This is a genomic window from Bacteroidota bacterium (assembly GCA_005882315.1).
GTDB lineage: Bacteria > Bacteroidota > Bacteroidia > Chitinophagales > Chitinophagaceae > VBAR01.
On the sequence record VBAR01000001.1, the window covers coordinates 846,255 to 871,382 of the forward strand.

A 25,128-nucleotide genomic window follows, 5' to 3' on the forward strand; every position below is an offset into this window, starting at 1 on the left:
TATTACATTACACCCCTAAATAAATTCACATACATGAAGAAGATTGTAATTGCCTGCCTGTTCATATTCCAGGCTATTTTTGTTTTTGCTCAAACAAAATTTGACAACCGCGAAGTATTTAACCCCCAGTTTTATCCTTACCCCGGAAATGATTTCCGCAGTGCAAGCGGTGAGCCCGGCCCTAAGTACTGGCAAAACCGTGCAGACTATAAGATCAGTGCGACACTCGATACCGGCTTGCATAAAGTAAGCGGCGAAGTAGAGCTGACATACACAAATAACAGTCCCGATAACCTGAAATTTTTATGGTTGCAGATGGACCAGAATATTTACCGGAAAGATTCCCGTGCATCAGCAACAACAACAGTAGAAGGTGGTCGTTGGGCAAATGCAAAATTTACCGATGGAGATGTAATTAAAAATTTAACAGTAGAAACAAAAGCAGGTAAATACAATCCTAAACAAATTACAACAGATACAAGAATGCAGGTATGGCTGCAGGATGCATTGAAAGCAGGTGGCGGCACGGTTAAAATTAAAATGAGTTTTGAATTCAGCATTCCCGAATATGGTTCTGACCGCATGGGTAGATTGAAAACAAAAAATGGATGGGTGTATGAAGTAGCGCAGTGGTTTCCCCGTATGTGTGTGTATGATGATATACAGGGATGGAATACGCTACCTTATCTCGGCCAGGGAGAGTTCTACCTTGAATATGGTGATATTGAGTTTTCTGTTACTGCACCATCAGATGTTATTGTAATGGGTAGCGGTGAATTGCAGAATCCCGGCGAATGTTTAACTGCAGATCAATTGAAAAAATGGAATGAAGCAAAGAACAGTGATAAAACAGTGATGATAAGAAGCGAAAAAGATATAAAAGATAAAAGCTCAAGACCGCAAACTCCAAATTGTACATGGAAATTTAAAATTAATAATGCCCGTGATGTAGCATGGGGTGCTTCTAAAGCATTTATACTGGATGCCGCAAAAATTAATTTACCGGATAATAAAAAATCGCTAGCGGTAAGTGTGTACCCGGTTGAGAGTAATAAGAAAAATGCATGGCAGCGTAGTACCGAGTTTACAAAAGCTGCTATTGAACACTATTCAAAAAAATGGTTTACGTTTCCTTACCCGATGGCAGTGAATGTAGCCGGTATTGTTGGCGGTATGGAATATCCCGGAATTGTTTTCTGCGGTTTTGGTTCAGAAGGTGAAAGTTTATGGGGAGTAACTGATCATGAATTTGGTCATACATGGTTCCCGATGATCGTGGGCAGTAATGAACGTAAATATGCATGGATGGATGAAGGTTTTAATACTTTCATCAATACACTTTCTACAAATGAATTTAATAAAGGTGAATTCAAAGCCAGCGGCGGTTTTTTTGATGACCCGAATGGAGATTTCATGGTAAAATATACTTACAGTGACAAGATGGATGGATTGTTTAATAACCCGGATGTAATACAACAGGATAATTTGGGTGTGGCAGCTTACCTGAAACCAGGAGCTATGCTAACTTCGTTGCGTGAAGTAGTACTCGGCCCCGAACGTTTTGATGCAGCTTTCCGTGAATATGTAAGCCGTTGGGCATTTAAACATCCAACACCCTGGGATTTCTTTCATTCCATGGAAAATGCATCGGGTGAAGATCTTGGTTGGTTTTGGAGAGGGTGGGTATTAAATACATGGAAACTCGACCAGGGTGTAAAAGAAGTAAAGTATAAAGATAAGATACCAGAAAACGGAAGTGAGATAACACTGGAGAACCTGGAAAAAATGGCGATGCCTGTTTCGATAAAAATTACTGAGGCCAATGGCAAACAACACCGGATTGATTTGCCTGTTGAAGTATGGCAACGTGGTGCTGTTTATACTTTAAGTGTACCCACTACCAGCGAGATCAAAGAAATAAAACTTGACCCCGATAACAAACTCCCTGACTGGGATCGAAAAAATAATGACTGGAAAAAAGCTTTTTAAAAATGCAAACCCGACGGCTTCGTCGGGTTTTTTTATTTTTATTATTTACTTAATTTTAATATCGCAGATATTAAAGATTAAAATTTATCATTATGACAGCAACACAAATAATGGATGAATTAAAAAAGAAAGGGTCAGAAAATATAAAAAGAATATTCATGAACCACGGTGGTTCAGAGCCAATGTTCGGTGTGAAAATAGCTGACCTCAAGGTTATTCAGAAAAAAGTAAAAGTAAACCATGAGCTGGCTATGGAACTTTTTGATACAGGCAATTATGATGCGATGTATCTCGCAGGTTTGATTGCTGATCAATCGAAGATGAGCAAGAAAGATATTCAGCAATGGGTGGAGAAATCAAGAAGTGGCGGCATTTGTGAATATACGGTTGCTTGGGTGGCAGCAGAAAGTCCTTATGGCTGGGAACTGGGTATGAAATGGATCGATTCACCAAAAGAAAGCATTGCTTCTTCAGGCTGGAGTGCATTGGCAGGTGTTATTTCCATGAAGCCGGATAATGAACTGGATATTGCATTGATAAAAAAATTGATGAAGCGAATTGAAAAGGAAATTCATAAGGCACCGAATCGTGTAAAATACACTATGAACAATTTTATAATCTGCACTGGAGGTTATATAAAAGAACTGACCAAAGAAGCGATTGCAACAGCACAAAAAATTGGAACTGTGATGGTGGATATGGGAAACACAGCCTGCGAAGTACCGTCTGCAGCGAATTATATTAAAAAAATAGAAGTAAGAGGAAATTTAGGAAAAAAGAAAAAGACAGTGAAGTGTTGAAATGATATTTTATTGTAGCAGTTCTAGTGATTGAACAAGAGTTGCCTCTTCCAGAATGATCCTTCCGCCATCTTTGCTCCATTTTATTAACCGGATAAACCCATCCGCAATTTCAATACCAGTAATATCACCATCACTAAAGCAGCAGCAACCAGAGTTAAAATAACTGGGTTTCATTTGCAGGTATTGGGTTGCTATATCCGTGTATTTATGCCTGCGGTTCTGGATTTCTATTTCAATTGCTTTTACAACATCAACATCTTTATCATTTCTTGCCTGTTGCAATTTCTTATATAATAGCTCAAGATAAGTGAGTGATTCAAAAACGGGTTGGTGTGTATGACCCGTTATCAGTATAAGGTCTTTTTGTTGGGAAGACCATTCGTACATGATCTGATTATGCTTTGTCTTCAGGTTGGCATCATAAGCTGGTGTGTTTGGATTGATCCTTAAATAAGCTTGTAACGGAGCCCATATTCTTGCCACAAAAAATTTACTGAACCAATTGCCATCGCTGCTGGCATCACCCTGGTGACCGTGAGTAAGGAAGATGGTTAATGGACTGTTGCTGGTTACTGGTTCTTGGTTACTAGCTATTGACTGTAACACAACTCCTTCGTACACTTTTACTTCTTGTTCGTATATTTTTTTTAATTGCCAGCCAGCCAATGGATCATTGTCCCAATACAGATCATGATTACCAAATATCTTTACAAAACGATTTTGTTGAATGAAAAGCTTCTCTTTCTCCAGTGAAACTGAGTTATATTTTTTTACCTTGGTTAAACTGTTCTCCCAAAGCTCTTCACTGTCTCCCAAACTGATAAAATAAAACTGTTGCTGGAAATAATGATCTAAAGCTGCAAGATAGTTGGGTTCAGCCGCTGCAAAATCATCAGCACCATCTTTACCACCACGATGCTGGTCGGAAAAAATAATAAATTTTGAGTAAGTAATATCAAAAGGAATAACAATACCCCTTTTGCCCGGCTCCTCAATTATAAGTTTCAACAACCGGCTTAATGCTTCAAATATTTTTTGCTTATCCGGTTTGGATGAAAATTTTGTTGCCAGCCACAACACAGGTTTCCATAATAATATTTGCAGCAGGCGGCGCATGTGATTTACTTTACCGCAATCATACTGATTTCTACATTCACAAATTTTGGCAGTGCCGATACCTGGACTGTTTCTCTTGCCGGGAAGTCGCTTGTAAAATATTTTCCATATACTTCATTGATCTCTCCGAAACGATTCATATCTGTGATGAAGATGGTCGTTTTAACAATATTGCTGAAGTCCATACCAGCGGCTGTAAGTATTGCCTTCAGGTTATGCATTACCTGGTGAGTTTCTTCCTGTATATCTTTATTTTTAAGCTGACCACTCACAGGATCGATGCAGATCTGGCCGGAAATAAAAAGCATATGGTCAGATTGAATAGCCTGGTTGTATGGACCGATAGGTGCAGGAGCATTGGGTGTATTGATGACTGTTCTTGACATGTTTTTGTTTTTAAGAATTTAGAACGACGAATTTATGTTTAAGTGCTTTCTTTGCAAAAAATGATTCATGAAGATCGTTGTATGGGGAAATGAAAATGAAGTAGCAGAGTTAACGTCCGGTTATACAGGCGATAGTATAACGCTTATTCGTATCAATACAGCAGAAGAATTCATACTTCATCCAGACGCTGACGCTTATTTTGATCTTGCCTTCGAAAATACAGTTGAAAGAACAGCATTATTTACACGGCTTTTACCAAAACCTGTTTTTGTTAATTCCGTAATTGAGTCAGGCACTTCATTTATTCGCATAAATGGTTGGCCGGGTTTTATGAAAAGAACATTAATAGAAGCAAGCTCTTCAAATGAATCACTAAAAGTTGATGCTGAAAAGATTGCTGTTGCATTGAATAAAATAATTGATTGGGTACCTGATATTCCAGGTTTTGTTTCCGCAAGAGTGGTAAGTATGATCATTAATGAAGCTTATTTTGCTTTGCAGGAAAATGTAAGTACAAAAGAAGAAATAGATATAGCAATGAGGCTTGGCACTAATTACCCATACGGTCCATTTGAATGGAGTGAAAAAATTGGTTTAAAAAATATTTACTCCTTATTAAATGAGTTGAGCAAAACAAATTCACGGTACCAGCCTGCCACCTTATTAGAAAAAGAAGCAACCAGATAAATGTCCTTATTATTACATATCGATACGGCGGTTGAAAATGCATCAGTGTGCATTTCAAAAAATGGTGAATTGATCGGAATTGCTGAAAACAAGAACCAAAAAGATCATGCAGCATGGATACAACCTGCTATTCAATCACTGGTAAAAAAAACAGGTTACAGTTTAAAAGAATTGAATGCCATAGCTGTGAGTAACGGGCCCGGCTCCTACACCGGTCTTCGTGTAGGATTGGCTACAGCAAAAGGATTGTGTTATGCATTAAATAAACCACTTATAACTTTAAGCACTCTTGAAGTAATGACTATTGCTTCTCTCAATATCCCAATATCCAATATCAATTATTATTGTCCGCTAATTGATGCCCGACGTATGGAAGTATTTACAGCGATTTATGATAAGTCTTTAAAGGCAATCCTTCTGCCACATGCAAGGATCATTGATGAAAACAGTTTTGCTGAGCAACTGGCTGGCAACAGTATTCTCTTCTTTGGAAACGGCGCCGCAAAATGTAAACCTGTTATTCAATCGGCTAATGCTTTGTTTGAAACCATTGAGCATAATGCATCAGAAATGATCGGGCTGGCAGAAAAAAAGATGGCAACAAATGACTTTGCCGATCTTGCCTATGCTGAGCCGTTTTACATAAAAGATTTTCATACTGTTCAACCGAAAAAATAATATAACCCTACTTTTGTATAAACAGCACAGCGATGAGCACCTATTCACTTGAGTTTACTAGTGGTAAAGAAATAACCGAACCGGTTGTGCTGGATACTTTATTGGTGAAAAAGGCGGCTATTTATGTTAGAGCTATCAACCACAAACTCCGTCAACAGATACTTAAAAAGATAGATGAAAAAGGTACCTGTACAGTTACCGAGATCTTTACTGAGTTGTTTTTAGTACAGGCTGTGGCATCGCAACACCTCGCTGTACTAAGAAAGGCTGGTTTTGTAAAAACAACCCGTGACGGAAAGAATATTTATTATTCGGTAAATATGCCCCGACTGAAAGAGTTTTTGCAAACAATTCAACAACTGACCCGCTGACAATCAGAGTTTCACAAAACTAAAACAGAGTTTACGTTAACCGTAAACCCTGTTGTTAAATAATCAACTATTTTTGAGCCATAAATCACCAATTATGTTTATTCAGCAATTGTACACGGGTTGTCTCAGCGAAGCGGCTTATTATATTGAAAGCAATGGTGAAGCGGCCATCATCGATCCTTTGCGTGATATTGATGAGTACCTTGAAACGCTGAATGAAAGAAAAGCGAAACTCAAATATATTTTTGAAACACATTTTCATGCTGATTTTGTAAGCGGCCATCTTGATCTAAGCAAAGCAACTGATGCACCAATTGTTTACGGACCTCAGACGCAAACAAAATTCGCTGTGCATGTTGCAAAAGACGGAGAAACATTCCGTGTTGGCGATATCACCATTACTGTATTGCATACACCGGGCCATACGTTGGAATCAAGTTGTTATTTGCTGAAAGATGAAAATGGAAAAGAGCATTGTGTGTTTACTGGTGATACATTATTTGTTGGTGACGTGGGCCGCCCTGATCTGGCACAAAAAGGTGAAGATCTTACCATGGAAGATCTTGCCGGTATGATGTATGACAGTATTCATACGAAATTATTTCCGCTAGGCGATGAAGTGATCGTATATCCTGCGCATGGCGCCGGCAGCAGTTGCGGTAAAAATTTAGGTAGCGAAACTTTTAGTACAATTGGTGAACAGAAGGCACATAACTATGCATTACAAGCTGCATCAAAAGAAGAATTTATTAAGGCTGTCACACATGGTATTGCAGCACCGCCAAATTATTTCCCGATCAATGCAAAAATCAATAAAGAAGGATATGAAAGTCTTGACAATGTGCTGGAGCATGGGTTAAAAAGTTTATCTGTTGAAGAGTTTAAGAAAATGATGAAAGATGATGTGATCGTTCTTGATACAAGACATGCGAATACATTTATTCTTGGTTTTATACCCGGTTCTATTAGTATTGGTCTTGAAGGCAGGTTTGCAGAATGGGCAGGCGCCATATTGCCTTTTGATAAAAGAATCCTTTTAGTAACAGAACCGGGGAAAGAAAAAGAAACTGTAGTAAGATTGGCAAGAGTGGGTTTTGAAAAATTTGCCGGTTGCCTGGCGGGTGGATATGATGCCTGGATAAATGCTGGGGAAAAATCGGATATGATCATTGATATAGAAGCTGATGAAATGATGATGGATATGCCGCATGATCCCAATATGGTAGTATTGGATGTAAGAAGAGAAACCGAATTTGCAGATGGTCATCTGAAAGATGCAAAGAATATTCCGTTAAATGAAATGACCGATCCTGCCAGTATGGCTAATCTTGAAGAAACCCAAAATTTATATGTGCATTGCGCGGGCGGTTATCGCAGTGTTATTGCCTGCTCATTATTAAAACGCCAGGGTATACATAACCTCCGCAATATAAATGGTGGCTGGGGAAAAATTAAAGAACAAGAAAAAATAGTAGTAGTGAAAGAGAAGAGTGTGTTGAATTAAAAATCAGGATAAAATTTTCTTATTAAAGGGATCAGAAATGGTTCCTTTTTATTTTTCACAACAAAAAGTTAACGCCCCCTTTTTTTCACCACTCGTCAAGTGCCAATTACCACTCAGCTAAAAGAAATTTTTAGTACTGACATGGCTATTAGTTTTACACTACGAATTTTTTAGTAGTGTTTAACACAAAAGGTGTAACAGATTAAAGACTTCGTCGTTTAATCAACTGTAAGAGTATAGCCATGTTTACCAAAGCCAATTCAACCTTCGTTGCATTGTTGTGCACTATTGCGACCTATGCACAAATTCCCGCTGCAAAAGAATTATCTGCTAAGCGAACTACACAATCCGTTAAGATAGATGGTCTGATAAATGATGAGGCATGGAAAGATGCTGCTATTATGACTGACCTGGTGGAGTTCCGTCCTAAAACGGGAGTAGTGGAAAACCCAGCGAATAAAACCATTGCTTACCTCATGTATAATGATGAAGGGATTTATTTTGGAGGCTATTGTTATGAACGTACCAAAGACAGTATTGCCCGTGAACTCTCTGGTCGGGATGGTTTTGGCACCAATGATTATGTAGGAATTTTTTTCGATACCTATAATGATCAAATCAATGCATTTGAATATTTCCTTACGCCACTCGGCGAGCAATGGGATGCAAAGATGTCCCCGCCTGCAGCAGGAAGCAATAACGGTGGCGAAGATTTTAACTGGAGCGCTGTTTGGAAAAGCAATGCCGTGATCCATGAAGACGGATGGAGTTTTGAAATGTTTATTCCTTTCTCAGCTATCCGTTTTGGAAAAAAAGATATACAGACCTGGGGCCTGAATATTACCCGGCGTCGGAGAAAAACAGAACAACAATATACCTGGAACCCGATTGATGTAAACGTAAATGGCTTTCTCACCCAGGAAGGAAAATGGACGGGTATTTCAAATGTCAAACCTCCGTTACGTCTACAATTTTCCCCTTATTTTTCTACTTATGTCAATCACTATCCGCACAATAAGCCGGGTGTTGAAAATACGACTACACAGATCAATGGTGGTATGGATGTAAAGTATGGCATCAACCAGGCTTTTACGCTTGATGCTACATTGGTCCCTGACTTCGGACAGGTACAGAGTGATAACAATGTACTTAACCTTTCTCCTTTTGAAGTTAAGTTCAACGAAAACAGGAATTTCTTTACAGAAGGAACCGAGTTGTTCAGTAAAGGTGACCTGTTTTATTCAAGAAGGATCGGTGGGCAACCCATTCATATGTATGATGCATATAGTCAAACAGGTGTAGATGAAGAAGTAAAAGAAAACCCATCTGAATCGAAGTTGATCAATGCATCAAAAATTTCCGGACGAACGCAAAAAGGTTTAGGTATTGGTGTACTGAATGCTATTACCAAGCCACAATATGCAACGATAGAAAACACACTGACTAAAGAACAACGCGAATTTCAAACCGACCCCTTGACCAATTATAATATTTTAGTATTTGATCAAACAATGAAAAACAACAGCAGCGTATCGTTGGTAAATACAAACGTATGGCGCAGTGGTGGTGATTATGATGCAAATGTTACAGCTGCACTGTTTGATCTGAATAATAAAACAAACATGTGGAATTTTGGTGGCAAAGCGGCAGTAAGTAATCTTATTGGTATCGATGCAAAAGGAGAAACCCGTACGGGTTATAATCAGACCTTGCGTTTTGGTAAGCGGAGTGGTCGTTTTACTTTCGAAGTCTGGCAAGATCTTACTGATACAAAATACAGCAGTAATGATATGGGGTATTTCACCAATAATAATTATCTCGATCATGGCATGTATGCAGGTTATCGTTGGACCGAGCCTAAAAAATGGTATAACAGGATTTTTATAAACTTTAATGCCAGTTACAGTAAACTGTTTTCTCCTATAGCAGGTATCGATGAAAAATATCAGCGTTCCAGGATACAGACTAATATAAATGTTCAATCGAAAAAATTATGGTGGGCAGGTTTGTTTACAGCTTTCATTCCCAATGAAAACGATTTTTATGAACCCCGTTGGGAAGGCCGTTATTTTAAAAGAGGAAATAGTACAACCCTGGGAGCCTGGTTTGAAAGTAATTCAGCAAAGAAATATTCATTCTATATCGAAACCTTTAACAGGAAATTCTTCGATTTTTATGATGGTTTTACAACTGAAAATTTTTTCAGGCAGAGTTTCCGGTTCAGCAGCAAGTTTTCTCTTACCCACAGGCTGAATATTCAGCAACGGTTTAATAACATGGGTTATGCCTGGTCATCTTCTGCAAATGATATCATATTTGGAAAAAGGAAAGTAAATGCCATTGAAAATATTCTCAGTGCCAAGTATAACTTCAATAACAAGCAGGGTATTACATTCCGTATGCGGCATTATACCAGCAGTGTAGATTACAAGTCTTATTACAATTTATTGCATGATGGAAACCTTGAACCCAACAATGCATTTAATATTAATTGTAACCAGAATGTGAACTTTTTTAATATTGATATGGTATATACCTGGCAGTTTGCGCCGGGAAGTTTTATAAATATCGTTTGGAAAAATGCGGTGTATGATTTTAATGACGATGTAGAGAACAACTATTTTAAAAACTTCGATCATACACTGGATGCAAGTGACAATAATAATATTTCGTTTAAAATAATTTACTTCCTCGATTACCTGCAACTGAAAAAGAAGAAAAAATAATTTTTAGTTTTTTCATGTGTGTGTTGTTAACCGGTCCCGCTTTCCAGCGGGGCCTCTTTTATTGCAGTATTTCGCCATACTCTGGTTTCCATTCATGTTTCCAGCGCCGATGACTCCAGAGCCACATATCAGGATATTGTCTTATAATATCCTCCAGGTACAAAACAAATTTTCGGGTAAGCTCCTGCTCAGATGCGCTGGAGGGGTTTTCTTCTACAAGGGAAAAAACGGTTTCATAATAACCCCGTTTGGGCTTATGGATAAAAGCAAATACAACAGTCGCATTATTAATTATAGCACCTTTTGCGGGTCCTTTTACAAAAGGAGTAGGCCGCCCAAAAAAATTAAACCACCAGGCACTACCCGGGTACCCGGGATTTTGGTCGGCTATTAATCCCAGTAAGTATTGGTCATTACGATAAGGCAAAAAATCCTCCTTCATCGTTGTTGCCTTCAAAAAAATAGCACCCGTTTTTGTTCGCAGCTTATAAAATAATTTTTCAAATATTTTATTGCCAATTGGCATATAAACTGCCAGTAATTTAAATGCTGTTTTTTTCACCAATACCCTATTTCCCCATTCCCAGTTAAAATTATGTCCGAGGTGTACCTGCACACTCTTGCCGGTTGGGTAAATTGCGTTTACTACATCCCAGTTAGCCGTAAACCGTTTTGCAATAAACTTGTCTGATACAGAGACCATCTTAATAGTCTCCATAAACATATCTACCATGTTGCTGTAAAATTTTTTTGCAATAACAATTCTTTCGGCCTCCGTTTTTTCAGGAAAAGCGATTTGCAGATTTTTTATCACCACATCACGGCGGTATTTAAAAACATGAAAGATCAACAGGTAAAATCCGTCGCCAATAAAATAAAGTATGCGAAGAGGAAGTAAAGAAAATAACCAGAGCAGACTGTAAACAATATAATACATAGCCATCAAAGATAAGAATGTGTAGTGAGTGTAGAGGATTCCGGGATTGACCGAAAATTTCAGGCTGAAATGCTATAAAACTATATTCTGCACTAAATCACTTTTGCCCGGGTAATCAGTGTTGTAATGCAACCCACGGCTTTCTTTACGGAATGACGCCCCTTTTACAATCAGGTAACCTACCGTGATCATATTGCGCAGCTCAAGTAACTGAGGAGATAAGGATGTATTTTGATATAACTGTTCTGTTTCTTCCCATAGCAAATCAATCCGGCGCATGGCACGTTGCAGACGAACATCATTACGAACAATACCTACATAATCACTCATTACCAGTTGCAATTCTTTGAGGCTTTGTGTTATCAGGATCATTTCTTTGGGTTCTGTAGTTCCCCTTGCATTCCAGTCTGGCACTTTTGTGTTTGATGAACCAGGATGTTGTTGTTCTTCAAACTTTGATAACACATCAAGATAGCAGCGATGTGCAAACACAACTGCCTCCAGCAATGAGTTACTTGCAAGACGATTAGCTCCATGCAAACCTGTACTTGCACATTCACCACATGCATATAATTTATTAATGCTGGTTCTCCCCCACTCATCCGTTTGTATACCACCACAACTGTAATGTGCGGCCGGCGCTACTGGTATCATGAGTTCCATCACATCGATACCTATACTCAGGCATTTTTTATAAATATTAGGAAAATGCTCCGTAAATTTTTCTTTATCAAAATGCCTGCAATCAAGATATACATGTTCTGTACCGGTACGTTTCATTTCGCTATCGATTGCTCTTGCAACAATATCTCTCGGCGCAAGGTCTTTTCTTGCATCATAGCGTTCCATAAATGCTTCACCGTCCTTATTGCGAAGAATGCCACCATCACCACGAACTGCCTCTGTAATTAAAAAAGCCTGACCTCTTACTCCCGGTTCATATAATGCTGTCGGATGAAACTGGATGAATTCCATATTTTCAATACGAGCTTTTGCACGGTATACCATTGCAATACCATCACCTGTTGCAATACCGGGATTAGTAGTGGTACGATAAACTTGCCCATTACCGCCTGTAGCCAACATTGTTATATCAGCCAGTATTTTTTCAATCTTATTCGTCTGTAAGTTTAAAACATAAACTCCGTAACATTCAATATCCGGAGTTGATTTTGTAATAAGATAACCCAAATGGTGTTGTGTAATGATATCAACAACAAAACAATGCTTGATAAATTCAATATTTGATTGATTATTTACTGCAGCGATCAATGCTCTTTCAATCTCCCAGCCGGTAATATCCTTATGATGCAAAATACGTGACTCTGAATGCCCCCCTTCTTTTCCTCTTTTATAGTCACCATCATCTTCTTTATCAAATCTTGCCCCCCATTCGATGATCTCATTTACCCGTTCAGGGCCCTCCTTCACTACTATTTCCACTATGTTTTTATTACATAGCCCATCACCGGCAATCAATGTATCATCAATATGTTTTTTAAAACTATCATTTTCCAAATCGTTTACAACTGCAATACCACCTTGTGCATATTTTGTATTTGTTTCATCGGCCGCAGCTTTTGTAATTACTGTAATTTTCTTTTCCGGAAAATGTTTTGCAGTCTTCAATGCAAAAGTTAATCCCGCAATACCTGAACCGATAATCAAAAAATCTGTTTTCTGCATAATATTCCATTTAGTCAGCAATTGATGCCCTGATATATTTAATAACTCCGGCAACTATTAAGAACTGTGCAAAGGCATACGTTAACATGATGACGATACCAGCTCCTTCAAAAGGTTTATAAAATTTATTAATTGCCAGCACTGAATCAGAAATAATAAACAGTAGGGCCCCGATCATCATACTCATCGCTGCATTTTTGTTTTTCATAGCGAGCATGTGTAAAGCAAATCCAAGCATAGTACTTATTACAGCTCCATAAACTATCACAGGGATTTTTAAATCCTTAAGGTAGGGAAACAGTAATGTTATCAACCACGCATAATAAACTAGCACGGGTAACACAAATAACCAGCTGGTTTTTATTTTTTCTTTCAGTTTTATCACCTGGAAAAAATAAATATAACAGACATGAGCAATCAGGAATAAAACAAGCCCGTATATAAAGAAATTGCTATCCCTGGGTTCAAGCATCAGTAGTACATCGCCACCCCATGAAAATACTAATGCAGCAATTACCCATTTATACTCCCAGAATTTTATGATTGTAAATGATGAAACCAAATACCCGATTAACATTGGGATAATTAAGGGTTTTGTAAACCAGCGTAAGTCATTATTATCTGTAGCAATAGCGAAAATATCAACAGCCATTATGATAAAAAATAAACCCAGCCATAAAGTTCTGTTCATACCCATATTATTTATCTGACGTTAAACCCATGCACCACTTTCTTTCAGCAGGTTGATCAATTCATCCACCGCCACTTCACTATTTACATTTCGTTTCACAATTTCTTTTCCCCTATACAAAGTGATCTTACCCGGCCCGCTACCAACATAACCAAAATCAGCATCCGCCATTTCACCTGGACCATTCACTATACAACCCATGATAGCGATCTTCACTCCTTTCAGGTGATTAGTTACGGAACGAATTTTCGCTGTTGTTTCCTGCAGGTCGAATAAAGTTCGGCCGCAACTTGGACAACTAATATATTCAGTTTTTGAAATTCGTGTACGTGTAGCTTGTAAAATACCGAAAGCTGTATTATTAATAAATTGTTCTGCACTTGTATTGGTAGAATAGTTTCGGCCGCTCGCATTTAATTGCTCAAAATTATTTGTTACAAGCTGATAGCTTTTCCCGGTCATGCCCAAACAAATTCCATCGCCCATTCCTTCTAAAAACAAGCCGCCGGTTTCAGTCGCAAAATGAATAAGATGTTCATCTGGTGTTTCCCAATTACTATCAGTAATATTAATAACAGGGTTGCGGATCTCGCTTTGCATCAATTCAGCATACATATTTCGTACCGACTGCATTGCATTTTTTTCTGTACTACTAAAACAAAGAACAACTGTTGGATCATTGGCGAATTTCTCCAGGTAAATTGAAATACTATTTTCCTTTGTGCAATCAACCATCACAAAATTCATCACTTCACTTACTGTTTCTGCTGCTACATACCCGCTGTCCTCATAAATTGGGAAGTATTTTGTTTTATCAGCAGCCTGCATCCATGCGTCTGGATAAACGATTACTCTCAATGTTCCCGGCAATGCAAAATCTATTAACTGATTACCGGTAAAAATATAATCAGCAGCAGAATCACTGATACTCCACTTGTCTAACGCTGGCTCGTAAGCATACCCAATACTTTGCAATGTGTCGGTTGTGATCTTTTTGACTTTACTTAGATCTGCAATTACAACAGGTACCTGCTTTCCACCAATATTATTAACCGAAAATGTTTCTCTTCGCTTGTATTCAAAAGGAGAGTAGGAAATCTTTGGTTTTGATTGCTTGTTGTTTACCGACTCTATACCCGTATATCTTTTCACTAAATCTCTGCATACCGGAATTTCCAGTTCGGGGTCTTCTGTCAATGAAACACGAATAGTATCTCCAAGGCCATCTTCTAGCAATGTACCAATACCAATTGCGCTTTTAATTCTTCCATCTTCTCCATCGCCTGCTTCTGTTACGCCAAGATGTAATGGATAACATTCGCCAAACTCATCAAACATTGTTTTTACAAGCAACCGGTATGCATGCACCATTACCTGCGGGTTGCTACTTTTCATACTCAGTACAATATTATGATAGCTTTCAAGTCTTGCTATTCTTAAAAATTCCATTGCACTTTCCACCATACCAGCAGATGTATCACCAAAGCGGCTCATAATTCTATCACTTAGTGAACCATGATTAGTGCCAATACGCATAGCCGTTCCATACTCTTTACAGATTTTTACCAATGGAGTAAACCGTTCCCGGATACGATCTATTTCTTCTGCATATTCTGCATCAGAATATTCAATCAGTTCAAATTTTTTCTTGTCAACATAATTACCGGGGTTCACTCTTACTTTCTCAACTATTCTTGCTGCTATCTCTGCAGCGTTAGGTGTAAAATGGATATCGGCTACCAAAGGAGTATGATAACCTCTTTTATGCAGTTCATTTTTGATGTTCAGTAAATTTTCAGCTTCATTTTTTGATGGGGCTGTTATGCGAACCAATTCCGAGCCGGCTTCAATACAACGTATAGACTGTTCAACTGTTGCAATTGTATCCATTGTATCAGTTGTTGTCATCGTCTGTACACGAATGGGATGATAATTACCGAGTAACAGATCGCCGATCCTTACCTCTCTTGTTTTAAGTCTTTTGTATTCCGATAATGACTCACAGTAATATTGCATAAAATCGATGTGCGGATTTGTTGATTAGCCAATATGCGGATCGCTACATTGGTGAAAATTAACCACGCAACAAAGTTCGGCAAATGTACTCGATTGAAGGAAAGTTGTTGAATTAAGGAGGTAAATAACTAGGGATCAGATTGGATCGATCTGCATATGTACCAGCACATTCAAAAACTACCAGTCCCTTGGGCTAGAGCCAGCTTCTTTCACTTTTTCGCTTTGCATACGCTGCTTTACTTCCTTTTCTTTTTGCTGAAGTAACTGCAGTTGCTTTTCTACGTCTTTACGGTTCATTTTTGATTGCGGCTGCTTCTGCTGGTTTTGTTGTTGCTGTTGTTTCTTTTTGTTTTCCTTTTTTTGTTCTGGCTGTTTTTTCTTTTTCAGCTCTAGCAATGCTTTCTGCAAATTTTCCCTTGCCTGTTTATCTTCAGGATTTAAGCGGAGAGATTCTTTATAGGCCTCAATACTTTCTTCCAGTTTTTTTTCCTTGCTTAAAACAGCGCCAATATTATACCGGGCTGTTGCTTTTGAGTTATTATCATTGTCGCCGGTTGCTAGTTTTTCAAATTCCTTTTTTGCTTCCTCATTTTTTTTCAACCGGTATTGCACACTCGCAAGATTGTTGATAGCTGTTTTATTGGATGGCTCTTTTTTAAGAGCTTCGGAAAATTCTTTTTCAGCTTCTTCAAATTTTTGCTGCTTATAAAACTCATTCCCTTTCCGGAGATGATCATCTGCCAACTGCGCCACAGCAGTAGATAGGATGCAAGAAACTATTGTTATAAAAAGAGATCGCTTCATCTTAATTTACTTTTTATCTCCTGAATAAAAAATTCTGCCAGTAGCAATAAAAACATGGCAGCAGCAAACCATTGAAAGAAAGTTTTATAATCAAGCAATGAATTATCGTCAAACGATTTTTTTTCGATCTGCGAAAATTGCTTTAATAATATCGCAATTGTCTCATCACTTCCCTGCAGGCGATGATAAACACCATTGGTAGCAATAGCGATCTGCCTGAGTGCTTCCTCATTTAATTTTGATATAACCACATTTCCTGCTTCATCTTTTTTTGTTTCACCGGTTACAGGTTCAATAAGAGTTGTTCCTTCAGGTGAACCAATACCTATTGTATTTATCATTACTCCCTGTTCAGCCATTTCACCGGCTGTCTTCAATGCCTCAGCATCCTGGTCCTCACCATCACTGATAAGCACAATCGACTTAAACCGTTTTTCTTTGTTGTTAAATGCCATCGATCCCATCCGCATTGCTTCGCTAAGTACAGTACCTTGTTGTGGCACCGAACCAGGTCCTGCTGCTGCAACAAATAACTTAGCTGCATTATGATCCGTTGTTAACGGCATCTGTAAATAAGCTTTGCCTGCAAACATTACTAACCCGATCCGGTCATTTGGCATTTGGTTCATAAGATTAAGCACCAATTGCTTTGCACGTTCAAGACGACTTGGCTGAAGATCCTGTGCCAACATGCTTTTACTTACATCCAATGCGATCACAACATCAATACCTTTTCTTGTAATGCTTTCATCCGCTCCTGCTTTTTGTGGATTCATTACAGCAATTACTCCTGCGGCAAATGCTGCCGTGAGACAAAAAAATTTCAATTTGAATTTTAATGGAGAAAAGTTCCGGATGAGATGGTTAACAAGATTTTTATCGCCGATTCTCTTTTTAACTTGTTTTTTCCATACAAGTAATAAGACAAACAGCAATAGAAATATGCCAATTGCTCCGAACAGCCAAACAAATTCTTTATGTTGAAAGATGAAATTCAAAACCAGTTTTAAAATTAATTGCAGTAAGAGGGCAAATATTAAACCAGACTACTTCATAGCGCTTAAATAACCCAGGCTTTTTAGTATATCAATCAGCATTTTCTTACGTACTGTTACCATATCAAAATCAGGATTAGACGATTCCAGGTTCAGTACAAAAAAATGAGGATGACCATCTTCCTCTATCCAGCCAACGACCCAACCAAGATGATTTCCATTTTCTGTTTTGCCCCAACCTGTTTTATAGGCCAGCGTATAGCTGGTATTTTGCTCCCAGGTCATGGCCCGTTTTACCATATCCTCGTAGGTACTGAAAAAAGGAAGTTGATGGAAGTATAATTTTTTTACGAGGCCCTGTTGCTCAGCCGGTGAAATTTTTAAAGAATTATCGAGCCAGAAAGTATCAATAGCTGTTCTTATTTTGTAAGCAGTATCTTTTACTCCTGCTGCATACCCAATTGCATCCAGCCATCTTTCCATACTATCTTTTCCAATGCGACGGGCTACTTCCTGGTAGTAAGGCACCGATGAAACTCTGAAAGCATCATACATGGTTAAGTCCTGATTCCATTCTTTAACAGGCCTTTCAACTCCATCCCATTTTATTATCATACTATCATCTGTTATTTTACCAGTTTGCAAACCGATAAGTGAGTTAACAATTTTAAAAGTAGAAGCAGGTAAATAATTACTGTCGCGGTAGCGGGCAAGATTATAAACAGTAATAATTCCGGTGCCGTTGTTAAGCGATGCAAAACACCCGGTCACATTATTTTCATCAAAATACTTTTTAAGCGAATTGTCAACCTTTACATTGCTCCGGTTACAGGAAACGAACAATAAAACACTAAATAAAATTAACAGGCTGTTCCTTTGAGCAGTTCTCTTCATTACAATTGAATTTCCGGCAAATGTACAGGCATTATTCTTTGTGGAGAATTGCTTTCTGGTAAGTTCTTGTCCGGTAAAAAAAAATCCCCCGCATGCGGAGGATTGATCAAGGTTTTAAATAAAGCTCAAAGATAAATCCCATTTTTAGTTTTATAATGGCGTACACCTTGACAATCTCTTTTACTGGCTGAACAGGATGACAACATAGCTACCACCACTGCTCCAAGGGCTAAGGACAAAAAAAATTTTTTCATTAAATACGAATTCGGGTTAACAATCGGGTTAAGTGGTAATTTCAAAAGGGAAATTGGTAGAGTTGAATCATGCAATGAGAGAACGAAAATAATGCCAGCATCTTGTTTTTCATAATCATCATCAAAGAATTTTTAAACTTTTATGATTGCAGTGGTAATCGTAAAAGTCCGAATATGGCCTTCAATCATTTAAGTCAAATGATATTATGAATGTGAGATTTACTATACTCTTCAACAACGGCATTAATGTTCTTAATTGGCATTATTTGCATTTTACTTAAGCACTCCTAACTCTTTTCCCACTTTTGTAAACCCTTTAATAGCTTTATCAAGATGAGCTTGTTCGTGCGCAGCACTTAACTGCACTCTTATTCTTGCCTGTCCTTTTGCTACTACAGGAAAGAAGAATCCAATAACATAAATTCCTTCATCTAATAATTTAGCAGCAAAATTTTGTGCAAGTACTGCATCATAAAGCATGATAGGAACGATTGGATGCTCGCCGGGTTTTATGTCAAAACCTGCTTCAGTCATTTTGGTGCGGAAATATTTTGTGTTGAACTCAAGCTTATCTCTCAACTCTGTAGTTTGAGTAAGCATTTCGAGTACAGCAATAGATGCGCCTGTAATAGATGGCGCCAATGTATTTGAAAAAAGATACGGCCTTGATTTCTGTCTTAGCATATCTATTATTTCTTTACGTCCGGAAGTAAATCCGCCACTTGCGCCACCTAATGCTTTTCCCAATGTGCCGGTAATAATATCTATTCTTCCCATCACGCCACGGTATTCATGAGTACCCCTTCCTGTTTTACCTAAAAATCCTGATGAATGACATTCATCGATCATTACTATTGCATCATATTTATCTGCGAGATCGCAGATCTTATCTAATTGTGCGATAGTTCCATCCATACTAAAACTGCCATCTGTAACAATAATACGGTTGCGAAGTTTCTGTGTTTCTGCCAGTTTCATTTCAAGATCAGCCATATTATTGTGCTCATAGCGGTAGCGCTGAGCTTTACATAAGCGAACCCCATCAATTATTGAAGCATGGTTTAATGCATCAGAAATGATCGCATCCTCCTCACCCAGCAATGGTTCAAATACACCACCATTAGCATCAAATGCTGCGGCATATAAAATAGTATCCTCCGTTCCCAAAAACTCAGACAGCTTTTTTTCTAATGTCTTATGAATATCCTGCGTACCGCAGATAAACCGGACGCTGCTCATACCATAGCCATGTGAATCAATGGCCTTCTGCGCTGCTGCAATCACTTTCGGATGTGATGACAAGCCAAGATAATTATTAGCACAAAAATTCAGTACCGTTTTCCCATTTACTGTTATTTCTGCCCCTTGTGGACTGGTTATTATTCGTTCTGTTTTATACAAACCCGAAGCTTTAATTTCCTCAACTTCTGCTGCAATTCGTTTTACAAGATTCTCATTCATAACTGTCAATATTTGGCGACAAATATAAAGGAAGGATACTGGTTGCTGGATGCCGGATACTGGATATTGAGATATTATGATATTGGCAGAACTTGTACAGTTATAATTTTCTGACTTCTGGTCAAAAATTGCTGACTGGGTTTTACAATTCACACCGGGTTTTCCGCATTTCGTCGTCAAAAAGGCACGTCACGCCAAAAACTGATTGCACGACGCCAACAGATACTTTAGATTTGTTGTAACAAAATATTCAGACCGGTCGTCATATTTTTCGAAACTGATTAAAAACCATTAACCAACCCTGTTCGGGCAAAAATCAAGGCTCATGAAGAAGAAAAACATCATTTTAGTAGCAACAGCACTTATTATAGGCTCTGGCCTTTTATTCGCTTTTAGAACAGGCAATAAAACGAACTCAACTTGCACAGAATCAACGGAGAAATGCTGTGAGAAGAAGAAAGGAGAAGCCCCCGGCGGTATGCTTTGGGAGTCACTTTCCAGCCAATTTTTTACATCATCAGGCTCCTGAAAAAATAAATTACCGGAAAAATTGAACCGGATTGTAACTTTTAAATCCCTTTTACGTAACACTGAAAGGGATTTTGTTTACGAGGATGACAGTAACCCAGTTAACAACTAATTTTACCACACAGATCCCAAAAATCGCTTTCGCTGTTTATGACTGAAAAAGAGTACAATGAATGTGTAAACCAGTATGCAGATAATGTGTACCGTTTCATCCTGAAAAATCTCAGGCATGAAGAAGATGCAAGGGATGTTGTGCAGACCGCATTTGAAAAAATGTGGCGTAATCGTGAGGACGTGGACAATGCGAAATGTAAATCATACCTGTTCACCGTGGCTTACCACCAGATGATCGATCATATAAGAAAAGTGAAACGCATAAGCCTGAAAGAAGATTTTAGCGATGACAGCCGGGTACAGCATATGCCGGCGCACAACCTGAAGAAGACATTGGAAGAAGCATTGGCAAGATTGAGTGAGACCCAACGTTCGCTGGTGATGCTGAAAGATTATGAAGGATACAGCTACGAAGAAATAGGGAAAATAACAGGATTGAATGAAAGCCAGGTAAAAGTGTATTTGCACAGGGCAAGGGTACAATTGAAAAATTATTTAGTGAAACTTGAAAACGTGATATAACAAAGAATGAAAATTAACCGCCATAATTACGAAGAGTATTTTATCCTGTATGCGGATAATGAACTCAGCAGCGATGATCGCCGCATGGTGGAAGAATTTGCCAATCTTAACCCTGACCTGAAAGACGAACTGGATACTTATCTCAGCACAGTTTTATTACCAGATGCATTTGTTGGTTTTGAAAATAAGGAAGAACTGCACCGGTATGATGAATCATTGATCTTTTATATAGATAATGAAATGCCTGCTGCAGAAAAATCAGGATTTGAAAAACTGGTTAACGCTACTCCTTTTTTACAAAATGAACTTGAATTATACCGCAAAACAAAACTGCAACCTGAAACAAATATTGTTTTTGAAAACAAATCTGTTCTTTACCGCAGTACAGAAAGAAAAGTAGTGAGAATGACATGGGTAAGGTGGGCAGCAGCGGCTGTTATTTTGTTGGCTGTTTCAATTACTGCTGTAACTGTTCTTAATAAACCTGGAAAAACTGATTCAATCGCTCAAGGTAGGGATCAGAAAAATTCTGCTACACAAACAAAAGATGTTGCAAAAAGTAGCAATGTTAATGAAGAATCTGAAGCTCCTGCACCTGCAGATAACAGCAAGAAAGATGATACTGAGGATTTGAATACGCAAAACAGCGCTGCAAAGAATGGTGATAAGCAAAAAGCTGACAGTAAATCAGTCCCAGTTATAATTCCGAATGAAAAGAAAGATATGATTGCAAATAACAATCAAAAAACATCATCTGATAATTTACCTGGTACAGAAAGCAATCCCTCTATCAAATCATCTAATAAAGATTTTGCTAGCTCCCCAGTAGATAAACAAAATAATGTTAAGGACTCATACATTGCCTCAGTCGATGTAACAAAACTGAAAGCTTCTTCGTACAATAGTACAGAAGGTTCGCAAATAGACGACTATCCGAGAACAATAGATCCGGATGAAGAAGGTGGTCAAAACAAAAAATCCCGTGGCTTGTTCCGGAAAATCACTCGGGTATTTGAAATGAACACCGGCATCAAAGCAACTACAGATGATGACAAGTTGCATATTGCAGCCTTCACCGTTAAACTCAAATAATTAATTCTCTAAAACAGGAAATGATCATGAAAAGAATTTTAATGATGTGCATCATTGCATGCGCAACTATGACAACTACGGCCCAGACCGACAGCACGGCTAAAAGTCCACAAGGTGACACTATACATGTTGGTGGTATGGTTATCATCCGTAAACCCGGTGATTATAAAGATGGCGATATTGACAACAGCCCGAAAGTCCATAACCGTAAAACTTATAAATCCTCACCCGTAAGCACCAATTGGGGTATTATTGATATAGGCGCTGCTAATTATGAGGATCAAACAAACTATTCATCATCGGGTGCACAGGCATATGCTCCTGGTAGCAATGAAAGCTGGTTTAACCTGCGTAATGGCAAATCAGTCAATGTTAACATCTGGTTCTTTATGCAGCGCTTAAGGCTTATTAAGAATTCAGTGAACCTGAAATACGGGTTTGGACTAGAACTAAACAATTATCGCTACAAACAAAACGTCCGCTATAATGGCAACCCTGCTCCCATCCCCGACCCGCCGATAGTTATTCTGGATAATACAGTTGGCCGTGCATATGAAAAAACTAAACTGGCCGCAGATTATCTTACCATTCCGATGATGCTCAATTTCAATTTCACACCAAACCGTAACGATCCATTTGGATTGAGCCTGGGGGCCAGCGTAGGATGGTTGTACAACAGCCGCAATAAAACCGTCACCAGTGATGAAGGCAAGCACAAAACAAAAGATGATTTTGATCTAAGAGAGTTTAAAATTTCTTATATCGCTGAACTGAACCTGGGCGAAATAAAATTTTATGGTTCGTTGGCTACAGAAAGTATGTATAAAAGAGGATTGGATATAACACCTTACACAGTAGGCATTCGCATAAGCAGCTTTGATTAATTCCTTGCTTTAAAAAATTCAAAAGTTAACCATTGAAGAGGTTTGCATTCCATGCAAGCCTCTTTTTTTTACTGCAAATACTTTTATTACGGATGTTGTTGTCAATATCACGGAGTAATATTCACCCGGTAAATACGGTTGTAAAAACCAGCTTCTATTTTTATTTTGTAAACACATCGTTAAATCAACTGATAGGATAATAATAAAAAGTTACGGCCTTACGTTTGGGAAATACTAACAACTAAATACACAATAACTATGAAAGCAGCCTTCGTACTCACATCCGTATTGCTCGGCAGTATGTTGCCTGGCAATCATACACGGACCAGCACATATAATCATACGGGTAATCTGAAATTTCGTTCTGGTGCGGCCGGACCGATCGGTTCCGTCTCTATCATCATCGATAAATCAGAATATGCATTGAGTGTGTATGACAATCAAGGCTGGTACGCTACTTACCCGGTGGTATTCGGCACCGATAATCAAGGTGATAAAAAAGTGGAAGGTGATAAGAAAACACCGGAAGGCAGTTTTAAAATTATTTCCAAACGTGTGCATGATAAATGGAGTCGTTTCCTCGCAATTGATTATCCAAATGATGAAAGCAGGCAAAAGTTTAACCAGCGAAAGGAAAGCGGTGAAATACCGGCGAATGCACGGATCGGTGGCAGCATCGGCATTCATGGTACATGGCCTCATGAAGATTTTGTAGTAGACAATTATAAAAACTGGACAATGGGCTGCATCAGTATGAAGCGAAGTGATGTGGAAGAGATCTACAGTTTTGTAAAATCCGGTACTAAAGTTATTATTCAAAAATAATCTCAACTTTTAGGAGCTGTTTGGTGGTTTCCCACTTATGACATTAACTATCACAAAAAACATCCCGGACAATCTTTTATGTGCTGGTTTTTGAAACGAGTGAGTTGAACAGGCTAAACAGCTTCTTCCTATTTTAAAGACTTCAGGAAACCTTCTACTTCAATTCTCCATTGTGTTATGTTTTGCTGCAGTAAAGATGAATGTACACCTCCTTCATACACAACAAATTTTTTCTGCTTCGAACCAATATGCTGGTAAATATTTTCTGCTTCTGCCTTAGGCACCAGGTGGTCGTTATTTCCCCATTGAAACAGAACCGGGCAGTTTACTTTTTCAGCATTCTGGTAAGTGTTCAATTTAAAACCATTGAATCCCCTCCGTACGCCTGTCCATAATGTTACAAATGCACCAAAGGGCTGTTTGGGAAAGCCCAGTGTTTTTGCCCTTGCTTTCATATGCTGGTGCAAAGAGCCAAAGGGCATTTCCAATACGACGCCGGAAATATTCATTTCGTTTTCAGCCATTGCTTTAATGATCGCTACTGCGCCCATCGATGTTCCGAAAAGAATGACATGTTGCTCCCCTTTTTTTTGCAGCCAGTCATAAGCCAGCTTCACTTCTTCCGATTCCCGGTAGCCAATAGTTGTTGTATATCCATCGCTATTGCCATGTGCCCGGAAATCAACAAGCATTACATTATAACCCATATACCGGAATTCATTTGCTTCATTAATAAGATCGCTTTTACAATTAAGTAATCCATGAAATAACACAACAGTTCCTTTGACTACTGAGTCGGTTTGTATATACCAGGCTTCGATGTTTAGACCGTCTGTCGTTTTCAGTATTACGGTTTCGTAATTATAAATAGGCTTTGAAGTGATTACAGGTTTTGCATACCGGGGGCCACTGAACAAACGCCATGTTTTACTGAAAATGTTTTTGGGTGGTGTTTTGTCTTTTAACGCAGCGGGGTCATAGAATTTTGTCAATTTACCTGCATGCAAAAAGGTGCTGACGTTCAACAGCACAAACTGGATAAGTAAGATCCAAAATACCAGCTTTAGATAAGAGACCCATTTCTTTTTAGCACCGCCTGTTTTCATTTAACTGTTGAATAGCCGCTAAAATAAACCTTCAACCGGTAATGCGGCGGTCGAATGT

23 protein-coding genes are annotated in these 25,128 nt (G+C 38.5%); 12 read left to right on the forward strand and 11 right to left on the reverse strand.

What is annotated here, in order from left to right:
* The first annotated feature begins 33 nt into the window (after positions 1-33).
* Together E6H07_03425 and E6H07_03430 are read left to right on the forward strand one after the other, a co-directional pair.
* Entirely contained in the window at positions 34-1,989 is a 1,956-nt protein-coding gene (locus tag E6H07_03425) for a M1 family peptidase (protein ID TMI64982.1), read from the forward strand.
* Positions 1,990-2,081: 92 nt separating this feature from the next.
* Positions 2,082-2,789, forward strand: coding sequence for a DNA alkylation repair protein (locus tag E6H07_03430; protein TMI64983.1), 708 nt, complete (start codon positions 2,082-2,084; stop codon positions 2,787-2,789).
* 9 nt (positions 2,790-2,798) lie between these two features.
* Here E6H07_03430 and E6H07_03435 read toward each other — a convergent pair whose 3' ends face one another.
* Positions 2,799-3,908: a metallophosphoesterase gene (locus E6H07_03435; protein ID TMI64984.1), complete on the reverse strand. Its 1,110-nt coding sequence runs from the start codon at positions 3,906-3,908 to the stop codon at positions 2,799-2,801.
* 5 nt (positions 3,909-3,913) lie between these two features.
* Positions 3,914-4,294, reverse strand: coding sequence for a RidA family protein (locus E6H07_03440; GenBank protein TMI64985.1), 381 nt, complete (start codon positions 4,292-4,294; stop codon positions 3,914-3,916).
* Positions 4,295-4,361: 67 nt separating this feature from the next.
* On the opposite strand from E6H07_03440, the gene E6H07_03445 reads away from it, so the two are divergent.
* The 5 genes from E6H07_03445 (at position 4,362) to E6H07_03465 (ending at position 10,261) form a co-directional block, all read left to right on the forward strand.
* Positions 4,362-4,982, forward strand: a complete 621-nt coding sequence (locus E6H07_03445; protein TMI64986.1) for a hypothetical protein — start codon at positions 4,362-4,364, stop codon at positions 4,980-4,982.
* On the forward strand, positions 4,983-5,660 hold the full coding sequence (gene tsaB, locus E6H07_03450; protein TMI64987.1) for a tRNA (adenosine(37)-N6)-threonylcarbamoyltransferase complex dimerization subunit type 1 TsaB: 678 nt from the start codon (positions 4,983-4,985) through the stop codon (positions 5,658-5,660).
* A gap of 32 nt (positions 5,661-5,692) precedes the next feature.
* Positions 5,693-6,031 carry a helix-turn-helix transcriptional regulator gene (locus tag E6H07_03455; protein ID TMI64988.1) on the forward strand — a complete coding sequence of 113 codons (339 nt, stop codon included), beginning with the start codon at positions 5,693-5,695 and terminating at the stop codon, positions 6,029-6,031.
* A gap of 94 nt (positions 6,032-6,125) precedes the next feature.
* The gene (locus E6H07_03460; GenBank protein ID TMI64989.1) at positions 6,126-7,535 is read left to right on the forward strand and encodes an MBL fold metallo-hydrolase; all 1,410 of its coding nucleotides are present in this window, start codon (positions 6,126-6,128) and stop codon (positions 7,533-7,535) included.
* Positions 7,536-7,777: 242 nt separating this feature from the next.
* Positions 7,778-10,261: a hypothetical protein gene (locus E6H07_03465; protein TMI64990.1), complete on the forward strand. Its 2,484-nt coding sequence runs from the start codon at positions 7,778-7,780 to the stop codon at positions 10,259-10,261.
* A gap of 58 nt (positions 10,262-10,319) precedes the next feature.
* Here the strand turns inward: E6H07_03465 and E6H07_03470 are convergent, their stop codons facing one another.
* The 8 genes from E6H07_03470 to kbl all read right to left on the reverse strand — a co-directional run bounded on the left by E6H07_03470 (position 10,320) and on the right by kbl (position 19,999).
* Positions 10,320-11,198 (reverse strand): lysophospholipid acyltransferase family protein, encoded by an 879-nt coding sequence (locus E6H07_03470; protein TMI64991.1) that lies wholly within the window; start codon positions 11,196-11,198, stop codon positions 10,320-10,322.
* Between the two features lie 72 nt (positions 11,199-11,270).
* Entirely contained in the window at positions 11,271-12,884 is a 1,614-nt protein-coding gene (gene nadB / locus E6H07_03475; GenBank protein ID TMI64992.1) for an L-aspartate oxidase, read from the reverse strand.
* Between the two features lie 10 nt (positions 12,885-12,894).
* Positions 12,895-13,581 (reverse strand): lysoplasmalogenase, encoded by a 687-nt coding sequence (locus tag E6H07_03480; GenBank protein ID TMI64993.1) that lies wholly within the window; start codon positions 13,579-13,581, stop codon positions 12,895-12,897.
* A gap of 15 nt (positions 13,582-13,596) precedes the next feature.
* Positions 13,597-15,591 (reverse strand): (E)-4-hydroxy-3-methylbut-2-enyl-diphosphate synthase, encoded by a 1,995-nt coding sequence (gene ispG / locus E6H07_03485; protein ID TMI64994.1) that lies wholly within the window; start codon positions 15,589-15,591, stop codon positions 13,597-13,599.
* Positions 15,592-15,768: 177 nt separating this feature from the next.
* Positions 15,769-16,395 carry a tetratricopeptide repeat protein gene (locus tag E6H07_03490; GenBank protein TMI64995.1) on the reverse strand — a complete coding sequence of 209 codons (627 nt, stop codon included), beginning with the start codon at positions 16,393-16,395 and terminating at the stop codon, positions 15,769-15,771.
* The gene (locus E6H07_03495) at positions 16,392-17,393 is read right to left on the reverse strand and encodes a VWA domain-containing protein (protein TMI64996.1); all 1,002 of its coding nucleotides are present in this window, start codon (positions 17,391-17,393) and stop codon (positions 16,392-16,394) included. The genes E6H07_03490 and E6H07_03495 overlap by 4 nt, the downstream gene beginning before the upstream one ends.
* A 48-nt stretch (positions 17,394-17,441) precedes the next feature.
* Entirely contained in the window at positions 17,442-18,284 is an 843-nt protein-coding gene (locus tag E6H07_03500) for a class D beta-lactamase (GenBank protein ID TMI64997.1), read from the reverse strand.
* Positions 18,285-18,811: 527 nt separating this feature from the next.
* The gene (gene kbl, locus E6H07_03505) at positions 18,812-19,999 is read right to left on the reverse strand and encodes a glycine C-acetyltransferase (GenBank protein ID TMI64998.1); all 1,188 of its coding nucleotides are present in this window, start codon (positions 19,997-19,999) and stop codon (positions 18,812-18,814) included.
* A gap of 325 nt (positions 20,000-20,324) precedes the next feature.
* Between kbl and E6H07_03510 the strand changes: the two genes are divergently transcribed.
* From E6H07_03510 to E6H07_03530, 5 genes are all read left to right on the forward strand, one after another.
* Positions 20,325-20,528 (forward strand): hypothetical protein, encoded by a 204-nt coding sequence (locus E6H07_03510; GenBank protein TMI64999.1) that lies wholly within the window; start codon positions 20,325-20,327, stop codon positions 20,526-20,528.
* Positions 20,529-20,677: 149 nt separating this feature from the next.
* Positions 20,678-21,163 (forward strand): RNA polymerase sigma factor, encoded by a 486-nt coding sequence (locus E6H07_03515; GenBank protein TMI65000.1) that lies wholly within the window; start codon positions 20,678-20,680, stop codon positions 21,161-21,163.
* A gap of 6 nt (positions 21,164-21,169) precedes the next feature.
* The gene (locus E6H07_03520) at positions 21,170-22,255 is read left to right on the forward strand and encodes a hypothetical protein (GenBank protein ID TMI65001.1); all 1,086 of its coding nucleotides are present in this window, start codon (positions 21,170-21,172) and stop codon (positions 22,253-22,255) included.
* Positions 22,256-22,275: 20 nt separating this feature from the next.
* Positions 22,276-23,139 carry a PorT family protein gene (locus tag E6H07_03525; GenBank protein TMI65002.1) on the forward strand — a complete coding sequence of 288 codons (864 nt, stop codon included), beginning with the start codon at positions 22,276-22,278 and terminating at the stop codon, positions 23,137-23,139.
* A gap of 258 nt (positions 23,140-23,397) precedes the next feature.
* Positions 23,398-23,964: a L,D-transpeptidase gene (locus tag E6H07_03530; protein TMI65003.1), complete on the forward strand. Its 567-nt coding sequence runs from the start codon at positions 23,398-23,400 to the stop codon at positions 23,962-23,964.
* A gap of 128 nt (positions 23,965-24,092) precedes the next feature.
* Here the strand turns inward: E6H07_03530 and E6H07_03535 are convergent, their stop codons facing one another.
* Complete coding sequence (locus E6H07_03535) at positions 24,093-25,070, reverse strand: lysophospholipase (protein ID TMI65004.1); 978 nt, start codon at positions 25,068-25,070, stop codon at positions 24,093-24,095.
* Positions 25,071-25,128: the final 58 nt, after the last annotated feature.